General features: G+C 68.2%; 15 protein-coding genes and 1 pseudogene. 8 read left to right on the forward strand and 8 right to left on the reverse strand.

Annotated elements, in window-relative coordinates; translation table 11 throughout:
- The first annotated feature begins 8 nt into the window (after positions 1-8).
- Together lnt and ACIP6W_RS09100 are read left to right on the forward strand one after the other, a co-directional pair.
- Positions 9-1,685 (forward strand): apolipoprotein N-acyltransferase, encoded by a 1,677-nt coding sequence (gene lnt, locus ACIP6W_RS09095; RefSeq protein WP_400429109.1) that lies wholly within the window; start codon positions 9-11, stop codon positions 1,683-1,685.
- 104 nt (positions 1,686-1,789) lie between these two features.
- On the forward strand, positions 1,790-2,140 hold the full coding sequence (locus ACIP6W_RS09100; RefSeq protein WP_058727838.1) for an RNA polymerase-binding protein RbpA: 351 nt from the start codon (positions 1,790-1,792) through the stop codon (positions 2,138-2,140).
- Between the two features lie 69 nt (positions 2,141-2,209).
- Here ACIP6W_RS09100 and ACIP6W_RS09105 read toward each other — a convergent pair whose 3' ends face one another.
- Positions 2,210-3,364 carry an SPFH domain-containing protein gene (locus ACIP6W_RS09105; RefSeq protein ID WP_271827052.1) on the reverse strand — a complete coding sequence of 385 codons (1,155 nt, stop codon included), beginning with the start codon at positions 3,362-3,364 and terminating at the stop codon, positions 2,210-2,212.
- On the reverse strand, positions 3,361-3,831 hold the full coding sequence (locus tag ACIP6W_RS09110) for an NfeD family protein (protein WP_400429112.1): 471 nt from the start codon (positions 3,829-3,831) through the stop codon (positions 3,361-3,363). The genes ACIP6W_RS09105 and ACIP6W_RS09110 overlap by 4 nt, the downstream gene beginning before the upstream one ends.
- Before the next feature lie 188 nt (positions 3,832-4,019).
- On the opposite strand from ACIP6W_RS09110, the gene ACIP6W_RS09115 reads away from it, so the two are divergent.
- The 4 genes from ACIP6W_RS09115 (at position 4,020) to ACIP6W_RS09130 (ending at position 5,987) form a co-directional block, all read left to right on the forward strand.
- Positions 4,020-4,781, forward strand: a complete 762-nt coding sequence (locus tag ACIP6W_RS09115; RefSeq protein ID WP_251160213.1) for an SDR family oxidoreductase — start codon at positions 4,020-4,022, stop codon at positions 4,779-4,781.
- Positions 4,782-4,820: 39 nt separating this feature from the next.
- Positions 4,821-5,276 carry an NUDIX hydrolase gene (locus ACIP6W_RS09120; RefSeq protein WP_066654338.1) on the forward strand — a complete coding sequence of 152 codons (456 nt, stop codon included), beginning with the start codon at positions 4,821-4,823 and terminating at the stop codon, positions 5,274-5,276.
- A 115-nt stretch (positions 5,277-5,391) separates the two neighbouring features.
- Positions 5,392-5,703 carry a DUF4190 domain-containing protein gene (locus tag ACIP6W_RS09125; RefSeq protein ID WP_066654336.1) on the forward strand — a complete coding sequence of 104 codons (312 nt, stop codon included), beginning with the start codon at positions 5,392-5,394 and terminating at the stop codon, positions 5,701-5,703.
- 119 nt (positions 5,704-5,822) lie between these two features.
- A complete protein-coding gene (locus ACIP6W_RS09130; RefSeq protein WP_158407754.1) occupies positions 5,823-5,987 on the forward strand; it encodes a hypothetical protein in 165 nt (54 codons plus the stop codon).
- Positions 5,988-6,735: 748 nt separating this feature from the next.
- Here the strand turns inward: ACIP6W_RS09130 and ACIP6W_RS09135 are convergent.
- Positions 6,736-7,140 carry a hypothetical protein gene (locus ACIP6W_RS09135; RefSeq protein WP_368004015.1) on the reverse strand — a complete coding sequence of 135 codons (405 nt, stop codon included), beginning with the start codon at positions 7,138-7,140 and terminating at the stop codon, positions 6,736-6,738.
- A gap of 106 nt (positions 7,141-7,246) precedes the next feature.
- Between ACIP6W_RS09135 and ACIP6W_RS09140 the strand changes: the two genes are divergently transcribed.
- Both ACIP6W_RS09140 and ACIP6W_RS09145 read left to right on the forward strand, forming a co-directional pair.
- Positions 7,247-7,897: a hypothetical protein gene (locus tag ACIP6W_RS09140; protein WP_368004014.1), complete on the forward strand. Its 651-nt coding sequence runs from the start codon at positions 7,247-7,249 to the stop codon at positions 7,895-7,897.
- A 341-nt stretch (positions 7,898-8,238) separates the two neighbouring features.
- On the forward strand, positions 8,239-8,694 hold the full coding sequence (locus tag ACIP6W_RS09145) for a hypothetical protein (protein ID WP_368004013.1): 456 nt from the start codon (positions 8,239-8,241) through the stop codon (positions 8,692-8,694).
- A gap of 157 nt (positions 8,695-8,851) precedes the next feature.
- Here ACIP6W_RS09145 and ACIP6W_RS09150 read toward each other — a convergent pair whose 3' ends face one another.
- From ACIP6W_RS09150 to ACIP6W_RS09170, 5 genes and pseudogenes are all read right to left on the reverse strand, one after another.
- Positions 8,852-9,898 (reverse strand): hypothetical protein, encoded by a 1,047-nt coding sequence (locus ACIP6W_RS09150; protein WP_368004012.1) that lies wholly within the window; start codon positions 9,896-9,898, stop codon positions 8,852-8,854.
- Between the two features lie 3 nt (positions 9,899-9,901).
- Positions 9,902-10,519, reverse strand: coding sequence for a recombinase family protein (locus tag ACIP6W_RS09155; protein ID WP_368004011.1), 618 nt, complete (start codon positions 10,517-10,519; stop codon positions 9,902-9,904).
- A gap of 134 nt (positions 10,520-10,653) precedes the next feature.
- Positions 10,654-11,466 carry an AAA family ATPase gene (locus ACIP6W_RS09160; RefSeq protein WP_400429116.1) on the reverse strand — a complete coding sequence of 271 codons (813 nt, stop codon included), beginning with the start codon at positions 11,464-11,466 and terminating at the stop codon, positions 10,654-10,656.
- Positions 11,463-12,857 (reverse strand): annotated as a pseudogene (locus ACIP6W_RS09165) (Mu transposase C-terminal domain-containing protein). Before ACIP6W_RS09165 ends, ACIP6W_RS09160 begins: the two are co-directional and overlap by 4 nt.
- A 6-nt stretch (positions 12,858-12,863) precedes the next feature.
- Positions 12,864-13,466: a recombinase family protein gene (locus ACIP6W_RS09170; protein ID WP_002857200.1), complete on the reverse strand. Its 603-nt coding sequence runs from the start codon at positions 13,464-13,466 to the stop codon at positions 12,864-12,866.
- Positions 13,467-13,538: the final 72 nt, after the last annotated feature.

Consider the following 13,538-nt stretch of genomic DNA (forward strand, 5'->3'; position numbering starts at 1 on the left):
GAGGCCCGGTGCACGTCCCCGACGCGGCCACGCGCCCGCAGACCGGCGGTTCCACCGCGGGACGCCGCGTCGTCCGCGCCGCCTCGCGGGCGTCGACGGTGTCCCGTGTCAGGTCCGGGGTCCTGCAGGAGCGGCAGCGCGACGAGTTCGCCGCGCTGCCGCTGCGCCTCGCGTTCCCGCTCGCGGTCGTCGGCGGTCTGCTCTTCGCCCTGTCGTTCCCGTCCCCGGGCTGGTGGTTCCTCGCCTACCCGGCGATGGCCTGCATGCTGCTCGCCGCGATGGGGCAGCGCGCCCGACGTGCAGCCTGGCTCGGGTACGTGGCCGGCGCGGCCTTCTGGCTGCCCGCGATCTCCTGGGCCGGGCGGTACCTCGGGCCGGTCCCGTGGCTGGCGCTCGCGCTGTTCGAGGCCGCGTACTTCGCCCTCGGCAGCGTGGCGATCGCCCTCGCGTACCGCTGGGTCGCGCGCGTCCTGCCGTCGACCGCCTGGCGGGTGTGGGGCCTCCCGGCCGTCGTCGCCGGACTCTGGACCGGACGCGAGTGGTTCTCCGGCAGCTGGCCGTACGAGGGCTTCGCGTGGGGCCGGGTCGGGCTGTCCCAGTCACAGGGACCCTTCACGCACCTCGCGGCGTACGTGGGCGTGCTCGGCGTGACGTTCGTCGTCGTCTACTGCGTCGCGGTCGTGCTGTCGCTCGCGCTCGTCGTGCCTCGCACACCCGGCTCGGGCGTCGCCGCGTCCACGCGCGTGGCCACCGCCGGGCTCCTGGTCGCCGTGGTCCTGGCCGTGCCCGCCTGGCCCACCCGCATCGACGGCAGCATCCGCGTCGAGGCGGTGCAGGGAAACGGTCCGGCCGGGTACTTCGACCGCGCCCAGCCGGGCGAGGTCCTGGCCGCGCAGGTCGCCGCGACCGACGTCGAGGCGCGTGGCGTCGACCTGGTCGTCTGGCCCGAGGCTGCCGCCGAGGCCGACCCGCGGCGCTTCCCGGCCGTCGCAGGCGCCCTCGACTCCGTGGTCGACACGGTCGGGGCGCCGCTGGTCGCCGGGGCGATCACGCAGACACCGTCCGGCGTCCTGCACAACACGTCGTTCGTGTGGACCGCCGACGGCTGGCAGTCGTCCTACGACAAGAAACGTCCGGTCCCCTTCGGCGAGTACGTGCCCGACCGCTGGTTCTTCTCGAAGCTCGCGCCGTCGCTCATCGGGCTGCTGCAGCGCGACTACACGCCGGGCACCAGGCCGAACGTGCTCGATGTCGCCGGCATCAAGGCGGGGATCGCGGTCTGCTTCGACATCGTCGACGACGGACTCACGTCCGACATGGCTCGCGGGGGAGCGCAGGTCATCCTCGCGCAGACGAACAACGCCGACTTCTCCGGGACCGACGAGAACCTGCAGCAGCTCGAGATCGCCCGGCTCCGGGCGGTCGAGACCGGTCGCTCGCTCGTCAACATCTCGACGGTCGGTGCGTCCCAGGTCATCGACCCCTCGGGGCGGACCATCGACCGCGTCCCCGAGTACACGGCGACCTCGATGGTCACGGACGTGCCGCTCGGCACCGGGACGACCCCCGCCACGATCGTCTCCGGGTCGGTCACCCTCCTGGTGTCGCTCGGGGCCCTCCTCGCCCTGCTCGCGTGCGCACCGTGGGGCCGTCGATCGACACGGTCGCTCCGCCGCGATTCCTGAACACCGCCACCTCCCACTGGGAACGCTCTGTGAATGCGCCCAGTCGGGATGCATCCCGCGTGGGACAGTGTTGAGGAGGGCAGACGAGCGAGAGGAGCACACACATGGCTGATCGGAGTCTCCGCGGGATGCGGCTCGGGAGCCAGAGTCTCCAGAGCGAGGAGGGCGTCGAGCTCTCCGACCGGAAGCGCGCGGTCTACCAGACCGAGTCGGGGGAGACGTTCGACGTCGTCTTCTCCGCCGAGGCGGACGTACCGCAGACGTGGTCGGAACCCCGGACGGGGCGCGAAGGACGGCTGCTCGGCGACGACGGGATCCCCGTCGAGGTCGCTGCCGAGGACGTCAAGGCGCCGAGGACGCACTGGGACATGCTGCTCGAGCGTCGCTCGCGCGAGGAACTCGAGGAGCTCCTGGAGGAGCGTCTCGCGTTCCTGCGTGCACGTCGCGGCGCCTGAGCACCACCCCCGACACGACGACGCCCGCCCCGGGAGATCCGGGGCGGGCGTCGTCGTGTGCGGGGAGACCTACGGCCGGTGGTCGTCCCCGAGCGCGGTCTGCGAGGCCTCGTCGGCCGCGGCGAGGCGCGCGTCGACACTGCGGTTCGACTCCTCGAGCCGCTCGTCGAGCGCGGCGTCCGGGACGATGTCGGCCGCGGTGGCGTCCGGTCGGGGGTTCGCCGCCGCCGCGCCGTCCGCGGTCGCGGTGTTCGCCAGGCTCTCGTTCGCGAGCTTCGAGATGCGCGACAGGAAGTCCGTGCCCCCACCGGCTCCCGCGACCGGACCGCTGCCGGTCCGCCCGCCGGTGAAGCCCTTGGCGATCCCGGACAGCGCCTCGGTGAACTCGCTCGGGATCATCCACAGCTTGTTCGCCGTGCCCTCGGCGATCTTCGGCAGGGTCTGCAGGTACTGGTAGGACAACAGCTTGTCGTCCGGGTCGCCCGTGTGGATCGCCTCGAAGACGGTCGCGATGGCCTGCGCCTCACCCTCGGCGCGGAGCACCTGGGCCTTCGCGTCACCCTCGGCGGCGAGGATCGCGGCCTGCCGTTGGCCCTCGGCCTCGAGGATCGCCGACTGCTTGGTGCCCTCGGCCTGCAGGATCGCGGCTCGACGGCTCCGTTCGGCGCGGAGCTGCTGCTCCATGGCGTCCTGGATCGACACGGGCGGCTCGATCGCCTTGAGCTCGACACGACCGACCCGGATGCCCCACTTGCCGGTCGCCTCGTCGAGGACGACCCGGAGCTGGCCGTTGATGTTGTCGCGGCTGGTCAGTGCCTCTTCGAGGTTGAGGCCACCCACGACGTTGCGGAGCGTCGTGGTGGTGAGCTGCTCGACCGCACCCAGGTAGTTCGCGATCTCGTAGGTGGCGGCGCGTGCGTCGGTCACCTGGAAGTAGACGACGGTGTCGATCGAGACCACCAGGTTGTCCTCGGTGATCACCGGCTGCGGTGGGAAGGACACGACCTGCTCGCGCATGTCGATGAGCGGGCGGAGCCGGTCGATGAACGGCACCAGGATGTTGAGTCCGGGGCTGAGCGTCTTGTGGTACTTGCCGAGTCGTTCGACGATCCCGGCCGTCGCCTGGGGCACGATCCGGATCGCGCGGGACAGGACGACGATCACGAAGATCACGACGACGAGGACGAGGACGATCAGGGCGATCGTCCCGGCTGAGATGGTCACGAGGTGGCCCTTTCTCCGAGGCGGACGACCGCGGTCGACCCCTCGATGGACTCGACGACCACGGGGGTGCCGAGCGGTGGTGTGCGGTCGGGGGAGCCTGCGGCGAGCCGGGCGCTCCAGGTCTCGCCGTTCGCGAGACGGACCTGCCCGGGGGACGACGACGTGAAGGCCACCGCGACGGTGCCGCGCAGGCCGATCAGCCCCTCGATGTTGGTGCGGTGCGGGTCGGCGTTCCGGCCGAGCGCCACGAGCAGCCGGGGGCGGACGAGCGAGAGCAGCACGAGTGCGACGACGGCCGCGATGATCGCGGAGAGCCACCACGGCGCGCCGACCAGCGCTGCGATCAGACCCCCGGCCGCGCCCGTGGCGAGCATCAGGAAGATGAAGTCGAGCGTGAAGATCTCGACCACGCCCAGCAGCAGTGTCAGTCCGATCCAGACGACGGTCTGGATCCAGTCGATGTTCACGCGATCTCCCTCCCTTGCATCGCGCGCTCCGGCGTGCAGCGTCGCGACGGCCGGTCCAACTCCGTTCAACATATCAAGTCACGCTCGGGTCCGCGCGGGTGCGACTGACGCTCGCCCGGCGCGGGCCGCGTGGTTGGTAGGCTCGTCGGCGGCCGACCGGCCACAGCAGCGACCTGGAGAACACGCCCGTGACGAACCCCCTCGCCCCCGGATCCCTCGCCGACAAGCGCGCCCTCGTCACGGGGTCGTCGCGCGGTATCGGCGCCGACACCGTCGGCTACCTGGCCGAGGCCGGCGCGAAGGTCGTCGTGAACTACCGCAACAAGGCCCGGCGCGCCGAGCAGATCGTCGAGAAGGTCGTCGCTGCCGGCGGTTCCGCGATCGCCGTGGCTGCCGACCTGACCGACCACGACTCCGTCCAGGCGATGGTCGACCGCGTCGTGGCCGAGTGGGGCGGGATCGACCTGCTCGTGCTCAACGCCTCCGGCGGCATGGAGGCCGACCTGGGGGAGGACTACGCACTCCGCCTGAACCGCGACGCACAGGTCGACATGCTGCAGACCGCCGTGCCGCACATGCCGGCCGGCTCGCGTGTCGTCTTCGTGACGAGCCACCAGGCCCACTTCGTCGAGACCGCCGAGACGATGGACGAGTACGTCCCCGTCGCCAAGAGCAAGCGCGCCGGCGAACTCGCGCTGCGCGAGCTCATCCCGCAGCTCGAGGCCGCCGGCATCGAGTTCGTGACCGTCTCCGGCGACATGATCGAGGGCACCATCACGGCGACGCTGCTCAACCGCTTGAACCCCGGTGCGATCGAGGGTCGGCGCCAGGAGGTCGGGAAGCTCTACAGCGTGTCCGAGTTCGCGGCCGAGATCGCCCTGGCCGCCGTCGAGCCGGTCCCGGCCGACCACACGAAGCTCGTCGGCGACACGAGCGGTTTCACGGCCTGACACGGGGCGGGGGACGGCGCGACGGGTAGCCTCGGGCGGATGACAGCGAAGCCCGGCCTCCGTCTGACCTCCCGCATCCTCCTGCTCGACCCGGACGGCCGCGTGTTCCTCATGGACACGCGGTCGCCGTCGTCCGACCACGCGCACCGGTGGATCACCCCCGGTGGCGGCGTGGACCCGGGGGAGTCGCACCGCGACGCCGCCGTCCGCGAGCTCCGTGAGGAGACCGGCGTCGTCGTCGACGATCCGGGCGACCCCGTGTGGAGCTGGGACTTCACGGTCGAGTGGGACCTGGCCGACCACGACCGCGGCCACAGCGAGTTCTACGTCGTCCGGACGCCAGGGTTCGAGCTGTCCGACGCCGAGTGGACCGACGACGAGCGCGTCGACATCCTCGCTTCGCGGTGGTGGACCGCCGAGGAGCTCGACGCCACCGACGAGCCCTTCGAGCCGGTGGAGCTCCCGGACCTGGTCCGGCAGCACCGTGCCGTCTGATCCGGCAGCACCGGGTGCGTACAGCTGATGTGAACGCACTTCGCAGGAACCGCCTACCGTGTGCGCTGACGGCCGCACGCAACCCGTGCCAGCGGCCCTGACACGAGGAGCTCCCATGTCCACGAACGGTTTCCCGCCGGCACCGAACACGCCCGGCGCGGCACCCGCGACGAACGGCGGCAACGGCCTCGCCATCGGGTCGCTGGTGCTCGGCATCGTCGCCGTCGTCTTCGGCTTCCTGTTCTCGATCATCGGTCTGATCGCCGGCATCGTGGGCCTGATCCTCGGCTTCGTCGCGCGTCGCCGGGGCCTGAACCGCGGCATGGTCCTCGCCGGCATCGTCCTGAGCGTCATCGGCATCGTCATCGCGATCATCTTCATGATCTTCGGCGCCGTGCTGGCGACGCAGATGCTGCAGAACCAGTAGCACCACCGGACGGGAGGCGCGTGGCGGCACCGCCGCGCGCCTCCCGTCCGTCTGTCCGGTCACCGTCGACGACCGCACCGCCCGGACCGACACAGGCCGTGCCGAGTAGCGTCCCCGCCATGACGTACAGCCAGCCGGACCCCGCAGAAGAGACCACACAGGCCGAGCAGCCGGAGCAGCCGGACACCGACCGTTCCGAGGTCGAGGAGGACGGCAGCGAGCAGGCCGCCCTCGAGATCGACGCCGACGACGTGCCCACCGGCGACGAGACGCCCGAGCACTGACGACCCGGCCGTCGCCGCCGACCGCGCAGGTCCGCCGGACCCGCAACGCCACCGCGGAGCCGGCCACGATGCGCCGCCGGTCACGACGCGCCGCCGGTCACGACGCCCAGGTCGCACGACATGCCGTTCACGTTGATCGTGAGCGGCATGTCGTGCACCCACGGCGGACGAACGGCGGCGCGTCGTGCGACGAGAACGGTGCGTGGACGCGAGTTCCCCGGCTGCCTAGCTGTTCAGCGCTAACTGGTAACGACGGGTGTTCCACCCGCCGGAGTTGGTCCGTGTGGTCCGGCGGTCAAAACCTCGTCTCCCTCGGTGGGGCTCTTCGGTACCCAGTGGTCTGGAGTTGCGACGAAGTCCTAGACTGATCGCACGTCGTCCCGAGTAATGCTCGCAACGGACGCGGCGCTTGGGGTCCGTAGTGGGTATGCAGTGTGCCCGACTCAAACGGGACGCCATTCACCTTTACGCTGGCACCGTGAGCAATAAGAGCCGGAGTCGCCCCCGTGAGCTCGCTCCGGAGCCGTGGCCGGAGGTGCGGTCAGCTGACCCGATCGGTGAGGCAGCACGAGAGTTCGTTGTTCGGCTGGGAGGTGCCATGCACGAACAGAGCGCCCGTTCTGTGGCCGCTTCCGCCGGCGTCAACCATGTGACTCTGCTGAACATACTGGCCGGACGCACGTGGCCCGACCTGGCTACTCTCGCGAAGCTCGAGATCGCACTCGACGCCGAACTCTGGAAGCGCCCGTCATAGCCTCCAGTTTGCCGGGAGCGTCTCGAACGGGAACCACTCACCACTCGTGAGCCCGGCAAGTGGCTTCAGGTTGCCTTCGTGTTGGCGGCGGTGCTCTGGCGGCTCGTTGCGCAGGTGCGTGAGGCGGCGTGCCACTAGGCCGAGCGCAATCGCGGAAACCATCGCGGTGCCAGAACTCATCTGCGTCACGACGTACTCCCCAGAGTCGAAGTCGCAGACTGCACTGACGACCGCTTCGTTCCGTGCAACCACAAAGTTGCCTCTCGACCCGAACGCTGCGTACTCGACTCGCGTCCCACGGGGCAACGCAATCGATGCAAGCCAGCTGAGTTCGAGGTCGTCATCTCCGGCCTCGATGCTCACCTTGGCGCCAGATCGACCAGCATCCGATTGCCTCATGGTGGTTACTATAATAACCACAGACCACGTGAGCTGAGGAACCTGACTGGAGGCACCAGTGATGCAATCGGGCGAACCTCCACGACAGTCAACCTCGCCACTGCAAGTGAACGAGCGCGCCACGGCCGAGCTGGCGGGAACTCTCCTGAAGCTCGGACTGGAGCCGAGTACGGCGATGCTCGGACTGTCCGATGCGCTTGCTGGACTCCTGGACGAGCGCACTCGACGCGACGCGCAGCGTGCACTGGCACTCGAGTGGATCGGCGCCTTCACCCACGAGAATTACGCGGAGCCCGTCCTCAGCGATCGCAAGCTCATGACGGTCCTGACACGTCGCGTCACGATCGACTTCATAACGGTCATCGACGCCGAGGACATCGCCCGTCGCTTCGAGTGCTCAGTCGCCGAAGTGGAGGGCTGGGTCGCCGATCGATCCTGGTATGGCTATCGACTCGCGGATCGGCTCGTCGTGCCGACATGGCAGTTCTGCGACCTGCAAGCGCGGGACTTGAAGCCGATCTCGGAGCGATGGTCGACGATCGTGCAGTGCATACCCGAGCGTGCCCTTCCTGCGCTGGTCGCCCATGTGATGTGCTCACAGGATCCGCTTCTCCAGGGCTCCGTTCCGCTCTCTCCGCGTGATTACTTGATCGCGGGCGGCCCACCGTGGCCGGTAGCTCGCTCCTTGCTTCTCTACCTGGACGGCTCGATCGCGAAACTGTCGAGCATGATCCTGAGCGAGGACGGTCTGCTGTGAACCCCTCAAAGCCATCGCCGGCGCGGAACGACAGTCATTGGAGTAAGCCAAAGAATCGACCAACACGGCTCCAAATCGCGCGAGCGCGCGCCGCAGTCCACTGGGATCTCCCCCTTCCGGAGGACCTTCGACGCGGGCCGCTCGGCCGAGAGCTGTGGGCGTGGAGCTTCGCTGATGCAAGAGACGCCGTACTAGCTCGAGCCGGCAGCGATCGACCGAGTCAGTCGTACACCTTCGCCTACTCCGCCGGCGTTCACGCACATGGCTACGACTTCGGGCCCCACCACGACCCCTTCCGACTCACGGCATCTGCACCGCCACCGACTCCCGAACAAGAACGCGTGTTGATCGACACCTACGGCCTCGAGGGGTACGAGCAAGCTAAACGACGAGTCGCGAGCGGAGAGCTGGACGCACATATCCGACGGACGCGATCCAACGCGCTCAGTGCTGCGCTGACGGTGGGCGAAGCGGCCGAGTGGATCCGAAAGAGCGCCCAGCAGGTAGTCGCCGACATCCACAGGGGCCAACTGTTCGCGTTCGTCTGCGACGACGAGTTTCGCCTACCGGCATGGCAGTTCACCGCAGACCATCACTCGGCAGTTCTTCAGCATCTCCCTCAAGTGACCCCCCACTTCCAGCCGGATCAGCACCCGTCGGCGCTACTCGGGTTCATGACCACACCTCACGGCCAGACCGTGGTTCAAGGGGTACCCGTCACTCCGATCGGCTGGCTGCTCGCAGGTGGCGAGCCCCAGAGGCTGATCGACGTCCTCGACTCGTTCCTGATGACATGATCACCCCTCGGTTCTCCGATCCTGACGAGGGTCTAGACCTCCTACCCCGTACGGGAGAATGCGGTTCTGCCGGAGACCTGCACCTTCTCATTGGCAAGTGATCGTCTCGTCGGCAGGGCTGCGCGTCGAATTCTTGTCATGGGCGTCGTGTTATGGGTCAATCGTGAACTGCTGGTGTTTCCTGCGCGGCGGCTGCCTGTGAGGTGTTCATTCTGCAATGGGGGCGTCGGCGATGAAATGCCGAGAGGTCCTGAGTCTTTGGCTTCCAGTCAGCAGGTCGCGATTCAAACTCCTCCAGTGATATGGGGCTGGGATCGTTGCCTTGCACGAAGGCCATCAGTGCCTTCTCCCGCTTGAACACCGCTTCACGCGCTGGGGTCGTAGACACCCCACTGTGCGCGGCTACCGCAGTCAGCAGAACCCGTGCCGACGCGAGCACCGCGAACGTTGGCGCGCCGAACTGCTCCAGCTCGCTCGACAGCTTCTCGTCCGTGAGCCCGTCGAGCACGCTCGGTAGGAACCACGCCTTCGAGTGCGTGCCACCACTTCCCATGTTCCAGTGATGCGCATCAGCTTTGAGGTAGCGCTTGGCGGCGTCGGTGGCGTTGAACATGACGTTCTCGCGCTCACCGTCGTAAGTCAGCGAGGGGGTGGACCCCTTGTGGACCGGCGCGAGTTCAATGCCGAACCGCACAAGCATGGCGCGGAAGCCCTCGACGCCCTCGCGAATCTCGGCGGCGCGGTCTCCGACGACCGCACGAGGGAACGCCGCGGAGTTGCGTTCCGACCCCTCGAAGGCATCGAGCTGGCGGGCAAGGATGCGGAGCATGGTGCGCGCCGGGGTGGCGGCGGCGTCATGGACATAGCAGAGCGTCAGGACCGCCTCGATCAACGCGCGTTGGAGTGTCGTGAGCGATGTCGACGCCACGCCGGCTTCCATGACGAGCTGCATCGCATGCGCGTGCTCGTCAATCGCGGTCAGGAGACGTGTGGCGTCTTCCAGCGACTCGTCGGCCATGAACCGGAGGAAGCCCGCGGTATCTGGGTTGTCGATGCCGGCGATCCAGTGAATGAGCCGGCCACGGCCGGAGGAGCCCTCGCCCTCGTCGCGACGCTCCACTGCTTCGGCAATGGCGCCGGCAACGTCTGCTCGAGTCCGTTTGAGCAGCCGGGCGCAGTAGGTCGCTGGGATAACTGCGGTCATCCGCTACGCCTCGACGCGGGGGAGCGTGAGGTCCGGAGCGTCCGCGACCGGGTTTCGGTCGAGCGCCCGGTAGACCGTTGCGCGGCCGATGCCGAACAGTTCGACGAGCTCGGCGATCGAGTGATCCCCGGCGCGATGGAGTGCCACGAGGTGCCGCTCCTGCGCGGGGGAGAGCTTCGGCTTACGGCCCTTGAGCTTGCCGCGGGCCTTCGCCACGGCCATGCCTTCACGAGTGCGTGCCCGGATGAGATCGGCTTCGAACTCGGCGACCATGCCCAGGACGTTGAACAGCAGCCGGCCGACGGGGTCGGTCGGGTCGTAGATGGCGCCGCCGATGTTCAACCGCACCTGGCGGCGCGTCAACTCCTCGGCGATGTCCGTTGCATCCCGCAGGGAGCGGGCGAGTCGATCGAGCTTTGTCACCACCAATGTGTCTCCGGGACGGCACGCAGCCAGGACGGAGGTCAGCCCCGGCCTGTCCCGTCGTGTGCCCGTCATCCCCTTGTCGGTGAACACGCAATCGGCCGGCACCCCGAGCGCCAGGAGCGCGTCCGTCTGTGCGGTGAGATCCTGCCCTGCCGTGGAGACGCGGGCGTAGCCGAGGGTCCATCCGGATTCCATACTGACAGTCTCACATGGGGGACCCTCACCGGAACCAATTTCGGACTACCTATCCGGACAGTTCATCGGCGCAGATTGCTGCGGTGTGAGCAGCTTCGCTCTGTGTCGCGGTCTTCGCCGCGTTCCGTGTCGGGTTAGGTGGTGCCGATGACGAGGGTGCTGCGGGCGGCTTCGACGACGTCGTTGGTGATGACGTCGAGCTCGTTGATCTTCAGGACACGTTGAATCTGTGGGAGGAGACGTTCGAGGAGACGGAAGTTGCCGCGGGTGATGCGTTCGACGGCGGCGATGGCTTGCGCGTCAGTGAAGTCGTCGGGGTCGAGGGTCTTGCCGAGCTTGCGCCATTGACGTTCGAGGACGAACAGCAGCTCGTCGTGGCCGAGGGGGCGGTACTGGTGGGCGAACCCGAGTCGGCTGTAGAGCTGTGGGTAGTGAGTGAACTGCTTCTCGATGCCGGGCATGCCGATCAGGATCATCGCGACGCCGGTCCGGTCGTACTGGTCGCGGAGCCACTCGATCGCGTTGCCGGTGAGGCGTTCAGACTCATCGATGATGATCAGCTCGAGTAGTGACGGGTTGGGGCCGTGCGCGTGATCGACGTGGCCGCCGTGGAGGACGAGGTGTTCCTCGATGCAGCGTTCGGTGCGGATCATGTCGTGTCGGAGGTCCTCTTGCAGGGCGCGCATCGTCGCGGAGACCTCGGGCGTGTAGAAGACGGTCCGGGCGCGGTGGGCCGCGGCAAAGATCTTGGTGTCGTCTTCACTGCGTGCGGCCCACCTGGCGATGAACGGGCCGATGCTGTCCCAGTGCGCGTAGCGGCGCGCTGAGAGGGTCTTGCCGACGCCGGCTGGCCCGAAGCAGACGCCGATGGTGTTCTGCTTCCGGACCGCGTCGGCAAACTCCGCGAACCGGCGGTGCTCCTTGGTGACGATGAACTGGCTCGTCATGACCGGTCCTCCTCGTAGGTCTTCAGTCGCGGCCGATCCGTCTCGACGGCTGCCGGTGTGGTGGTGTCGTCGAGTTTGGGATTGACGATCGCGATGCGTTCGTGGATCTGCCCGCGTAAAGCCCGGCGCTGAGCGTTCCTGGCGGCTTGGATCTGCTTGAGGCTGATCGTCTCGGTCTGGTGCTCGGTGCTGATCGCGGTGCAGAGGAACACGTCGCGGTGGAAGACGCGGATCTCGGTGACGTCGCGTGGGTCGTACCGGACACTCACGGTGCTACCGACGAACGGCGCGAGGGTCGTCGCGGTGTAGCGGAGGCCCTCGAAGTGGATGCCATCGCGCTGCACGACCCGCGTCGTGGGGACGGTGAGCAGGAACCCGTCGAGCTGTTCAAGGGACTCCGGGAGCCGTGGCAGCCACCCGTCTGCAATCCACGCGTGCAGTGGGCTCGTCCGGAGCTCGCGGTGGGTGCGGGCGTTGTAGCTGCGGATGAACGTGCTGATGGCACTGTCGACGCCGCCGAGATCCAGCGCCGGCGTCGGCGCCGAGGATCCGGCTGCGAAATGGCCGGGGAGCGTTGGGAGCAGTTCGGTGTTGATCGTGCCGAAGAACCGCTCGATCTTCCCGCGCCCCTGGGGCCGGGCGACCTGCGAGTGGATGATGCGGAGGTGCAGCACAGCGGCGGTGTCGCCGAGACGATGGCTGGTGAAGTCGGACCCGTGGTCCGTGTAGAGCACGTCCGGGATCCCGCAGACGGGCCAGTCCGGTTCCGGCTTGTGCCAGATCGCTTGGCGCAGCGCGAGCGCGGTGTTCGCCGCTGACGGGGCACCGAGGAACACCATGTACCCGCAGATCGCGCGGGAGTAGTCGTCGAGGATCACCGTCAACTACGGCCGTGCGGGCTTGCCGTTGGGCCCGACGATGAGCAGGTCAAGCATCGTGTGGTCCGCCTGCCAGATCGCGTTCGGGCGGTCCGCGCGACGTCGGAGCAGCAGCTCGTGTTTGTCACGGTATGACGCTGGCCCCTCGAGTGCGAGCGTCACCATTCCGGGATCGAGCCCGTTCACGATCGACCGCACGGCGGAGTACGACGGCGACGGCAGTCCCCGTTCAGCGCAGTGGACGCCAACCTGACGGTGAATGGTGGCGATCGACGGCCGCGGCTTGGTGAGCGCAAGCCCTTCGACCAGGCGGACGAGTTCCGGTGCTGTGCGTCGGACGCCATGGTCGGCGCGAGCGTCGTCGGCGAGGGCGGCGTATCCGCCTGTCCGGTAGCGGGCGAGCCAGCTTTGCGGGGTGCGCTCGGTGACGCCCGTGCTGCGGGCCAGAGTGGCAAGCGGGATTGCGTCCTCGACGTGCAGTCGAAGGATTCGCCACCGCTCGCTCGCGTCCATGACCGGCTACATCGTCGGTGAGGGCTTTGCGCGTCGGCGGGCGACGGGTTCGGCGTGCTTCGCGAGCGTCCGGTAGATGGTGGTGCGGCTGACGCCGAGGACATCGCCGATCTGCGCGACGGTCATGTCCTGCTGTTCGTAGAGCCGGCGTGCGGTGCGCACCTGGTCCGCGGAGAGCCGAGATGGTCGGCCGCCGGTTCTGCCGCGGGCTCGGGCGGCGGCGAGGCCGGCGTTGGTGCGTTCCTTGATGAGGTCCCGTTCGAACTCCGCCAGCGCAGCGAAGACGTGGAACACAAGCCGGCCACCGGGTGAGGTGGTGTCAATGGTCTCCTGCAGCGACCGGAACCCGATGCCGCGTTCGGCGAGTGCGTGCAGCTGGTCGATGAGGTGCCGGATGGATCGACCGAGCCGGTCGAGTCGCCAGACGACGAGAGTGTCGCCGGGGCGGAGCTGGTCGAGGAGCTTGTCGAGCTCGGGCCGGTGTTGCAGCGACCCGGACATGGTGTCGACGAACACGCGGTAGCAGCCGGCGGCGCCCAGCGCGTCGATCTGTAGCGACGCGTCCTGGTCGGTGGTGGACACGCGCGCGTACCCGAGGAGGTGACCCATGGAGAGAACGTAGCGAAACTCGACCAGGAGGGGTAGTGGTGGCACGTAGATTCCGGGATTGGGTTCCGTTAC

Source organism: Curtobacterium sp. NPDC088465 (assembly GCF_044753165.1).
Classification (GTDB): Bacteria; Actinomycetota; Actinomycetes; order Actinomycetales; family Microbacteriaceae; genus Curtobacterium.

What these genes read in the sequence shown, in the direction of transcription:
- ACIP6W_RS09125 (WP_066654336.1), top strand. Translation starts at nt 5,392, where the DNA reads ATGTCCACGAACGGTTTCCCGCCGGCACCGAACACGCCCGGCGCGGCA.
- ACIP6W_RS09155 (WP_368004011.1), bottom strand. Translation starts at nt 10,519, where the DNA reads ATGGAATCCGGATGGACCCTCGGCTACGCCCGCGTCTCCACGGCAGGG.
- ACIP6W_RS09100 (WP_058727838.1), top strand. Translation starts at nt 1,790, where the DNA reads ATGGCTGATCGGAGTCTCCGCGGGATGCGGCTCGGGAGCCAGAGTCTC.
- ACIP6W_RS09130 (WP_158407754.1), top strand. Translation starts at nt 5,823, where the DNA reads ATGACGTACAGCCAGCCGGACCCCGCAGAAGAGACCACACAGGCCGAG.
- ACIP6W_RS09120 (WP_066654338.1), top strand. Translation starts at nt 4,821, where the DNA reads ATGACAGCGAAGCCCGGCCTCCGTCTGACCTCCCGCATCCTCCTGCTC.
- ACIP6W_RS09160 (WP_400429116.1), bottom strand. Translation starts at nt 11,466, where the DNA reads ATGACGAGCCAGTTCATCGTCACCAAGGAGCACCGCCGGTTCGCGGAG.
- ACIP6W_RS09135 (WP_368004015.1), bottom strand. Translation starts at nt 7,140, where the DNA reads ATGAGGCAATCGGATGCTGGTCGATCTGGCGCCAAGGTGAGCATCGAG.
- ACIP6W_RS09150 (WP_368004012.1), bottom strand. Translation starts at nt 9,898, where the DNA reads ATGACCGCAGTTATCCCAGCGACCTACTGCGCCCGGCTGCTCAAACGG.
- ACIP6W_RS09170 (WP_002857200.1), bottom strand. Translation starts at nt 13,466, where the DNA reads ATGGGTCACCTCCTCGGGTACGCGCGCGTGTCCACCACCGACCAGGAC.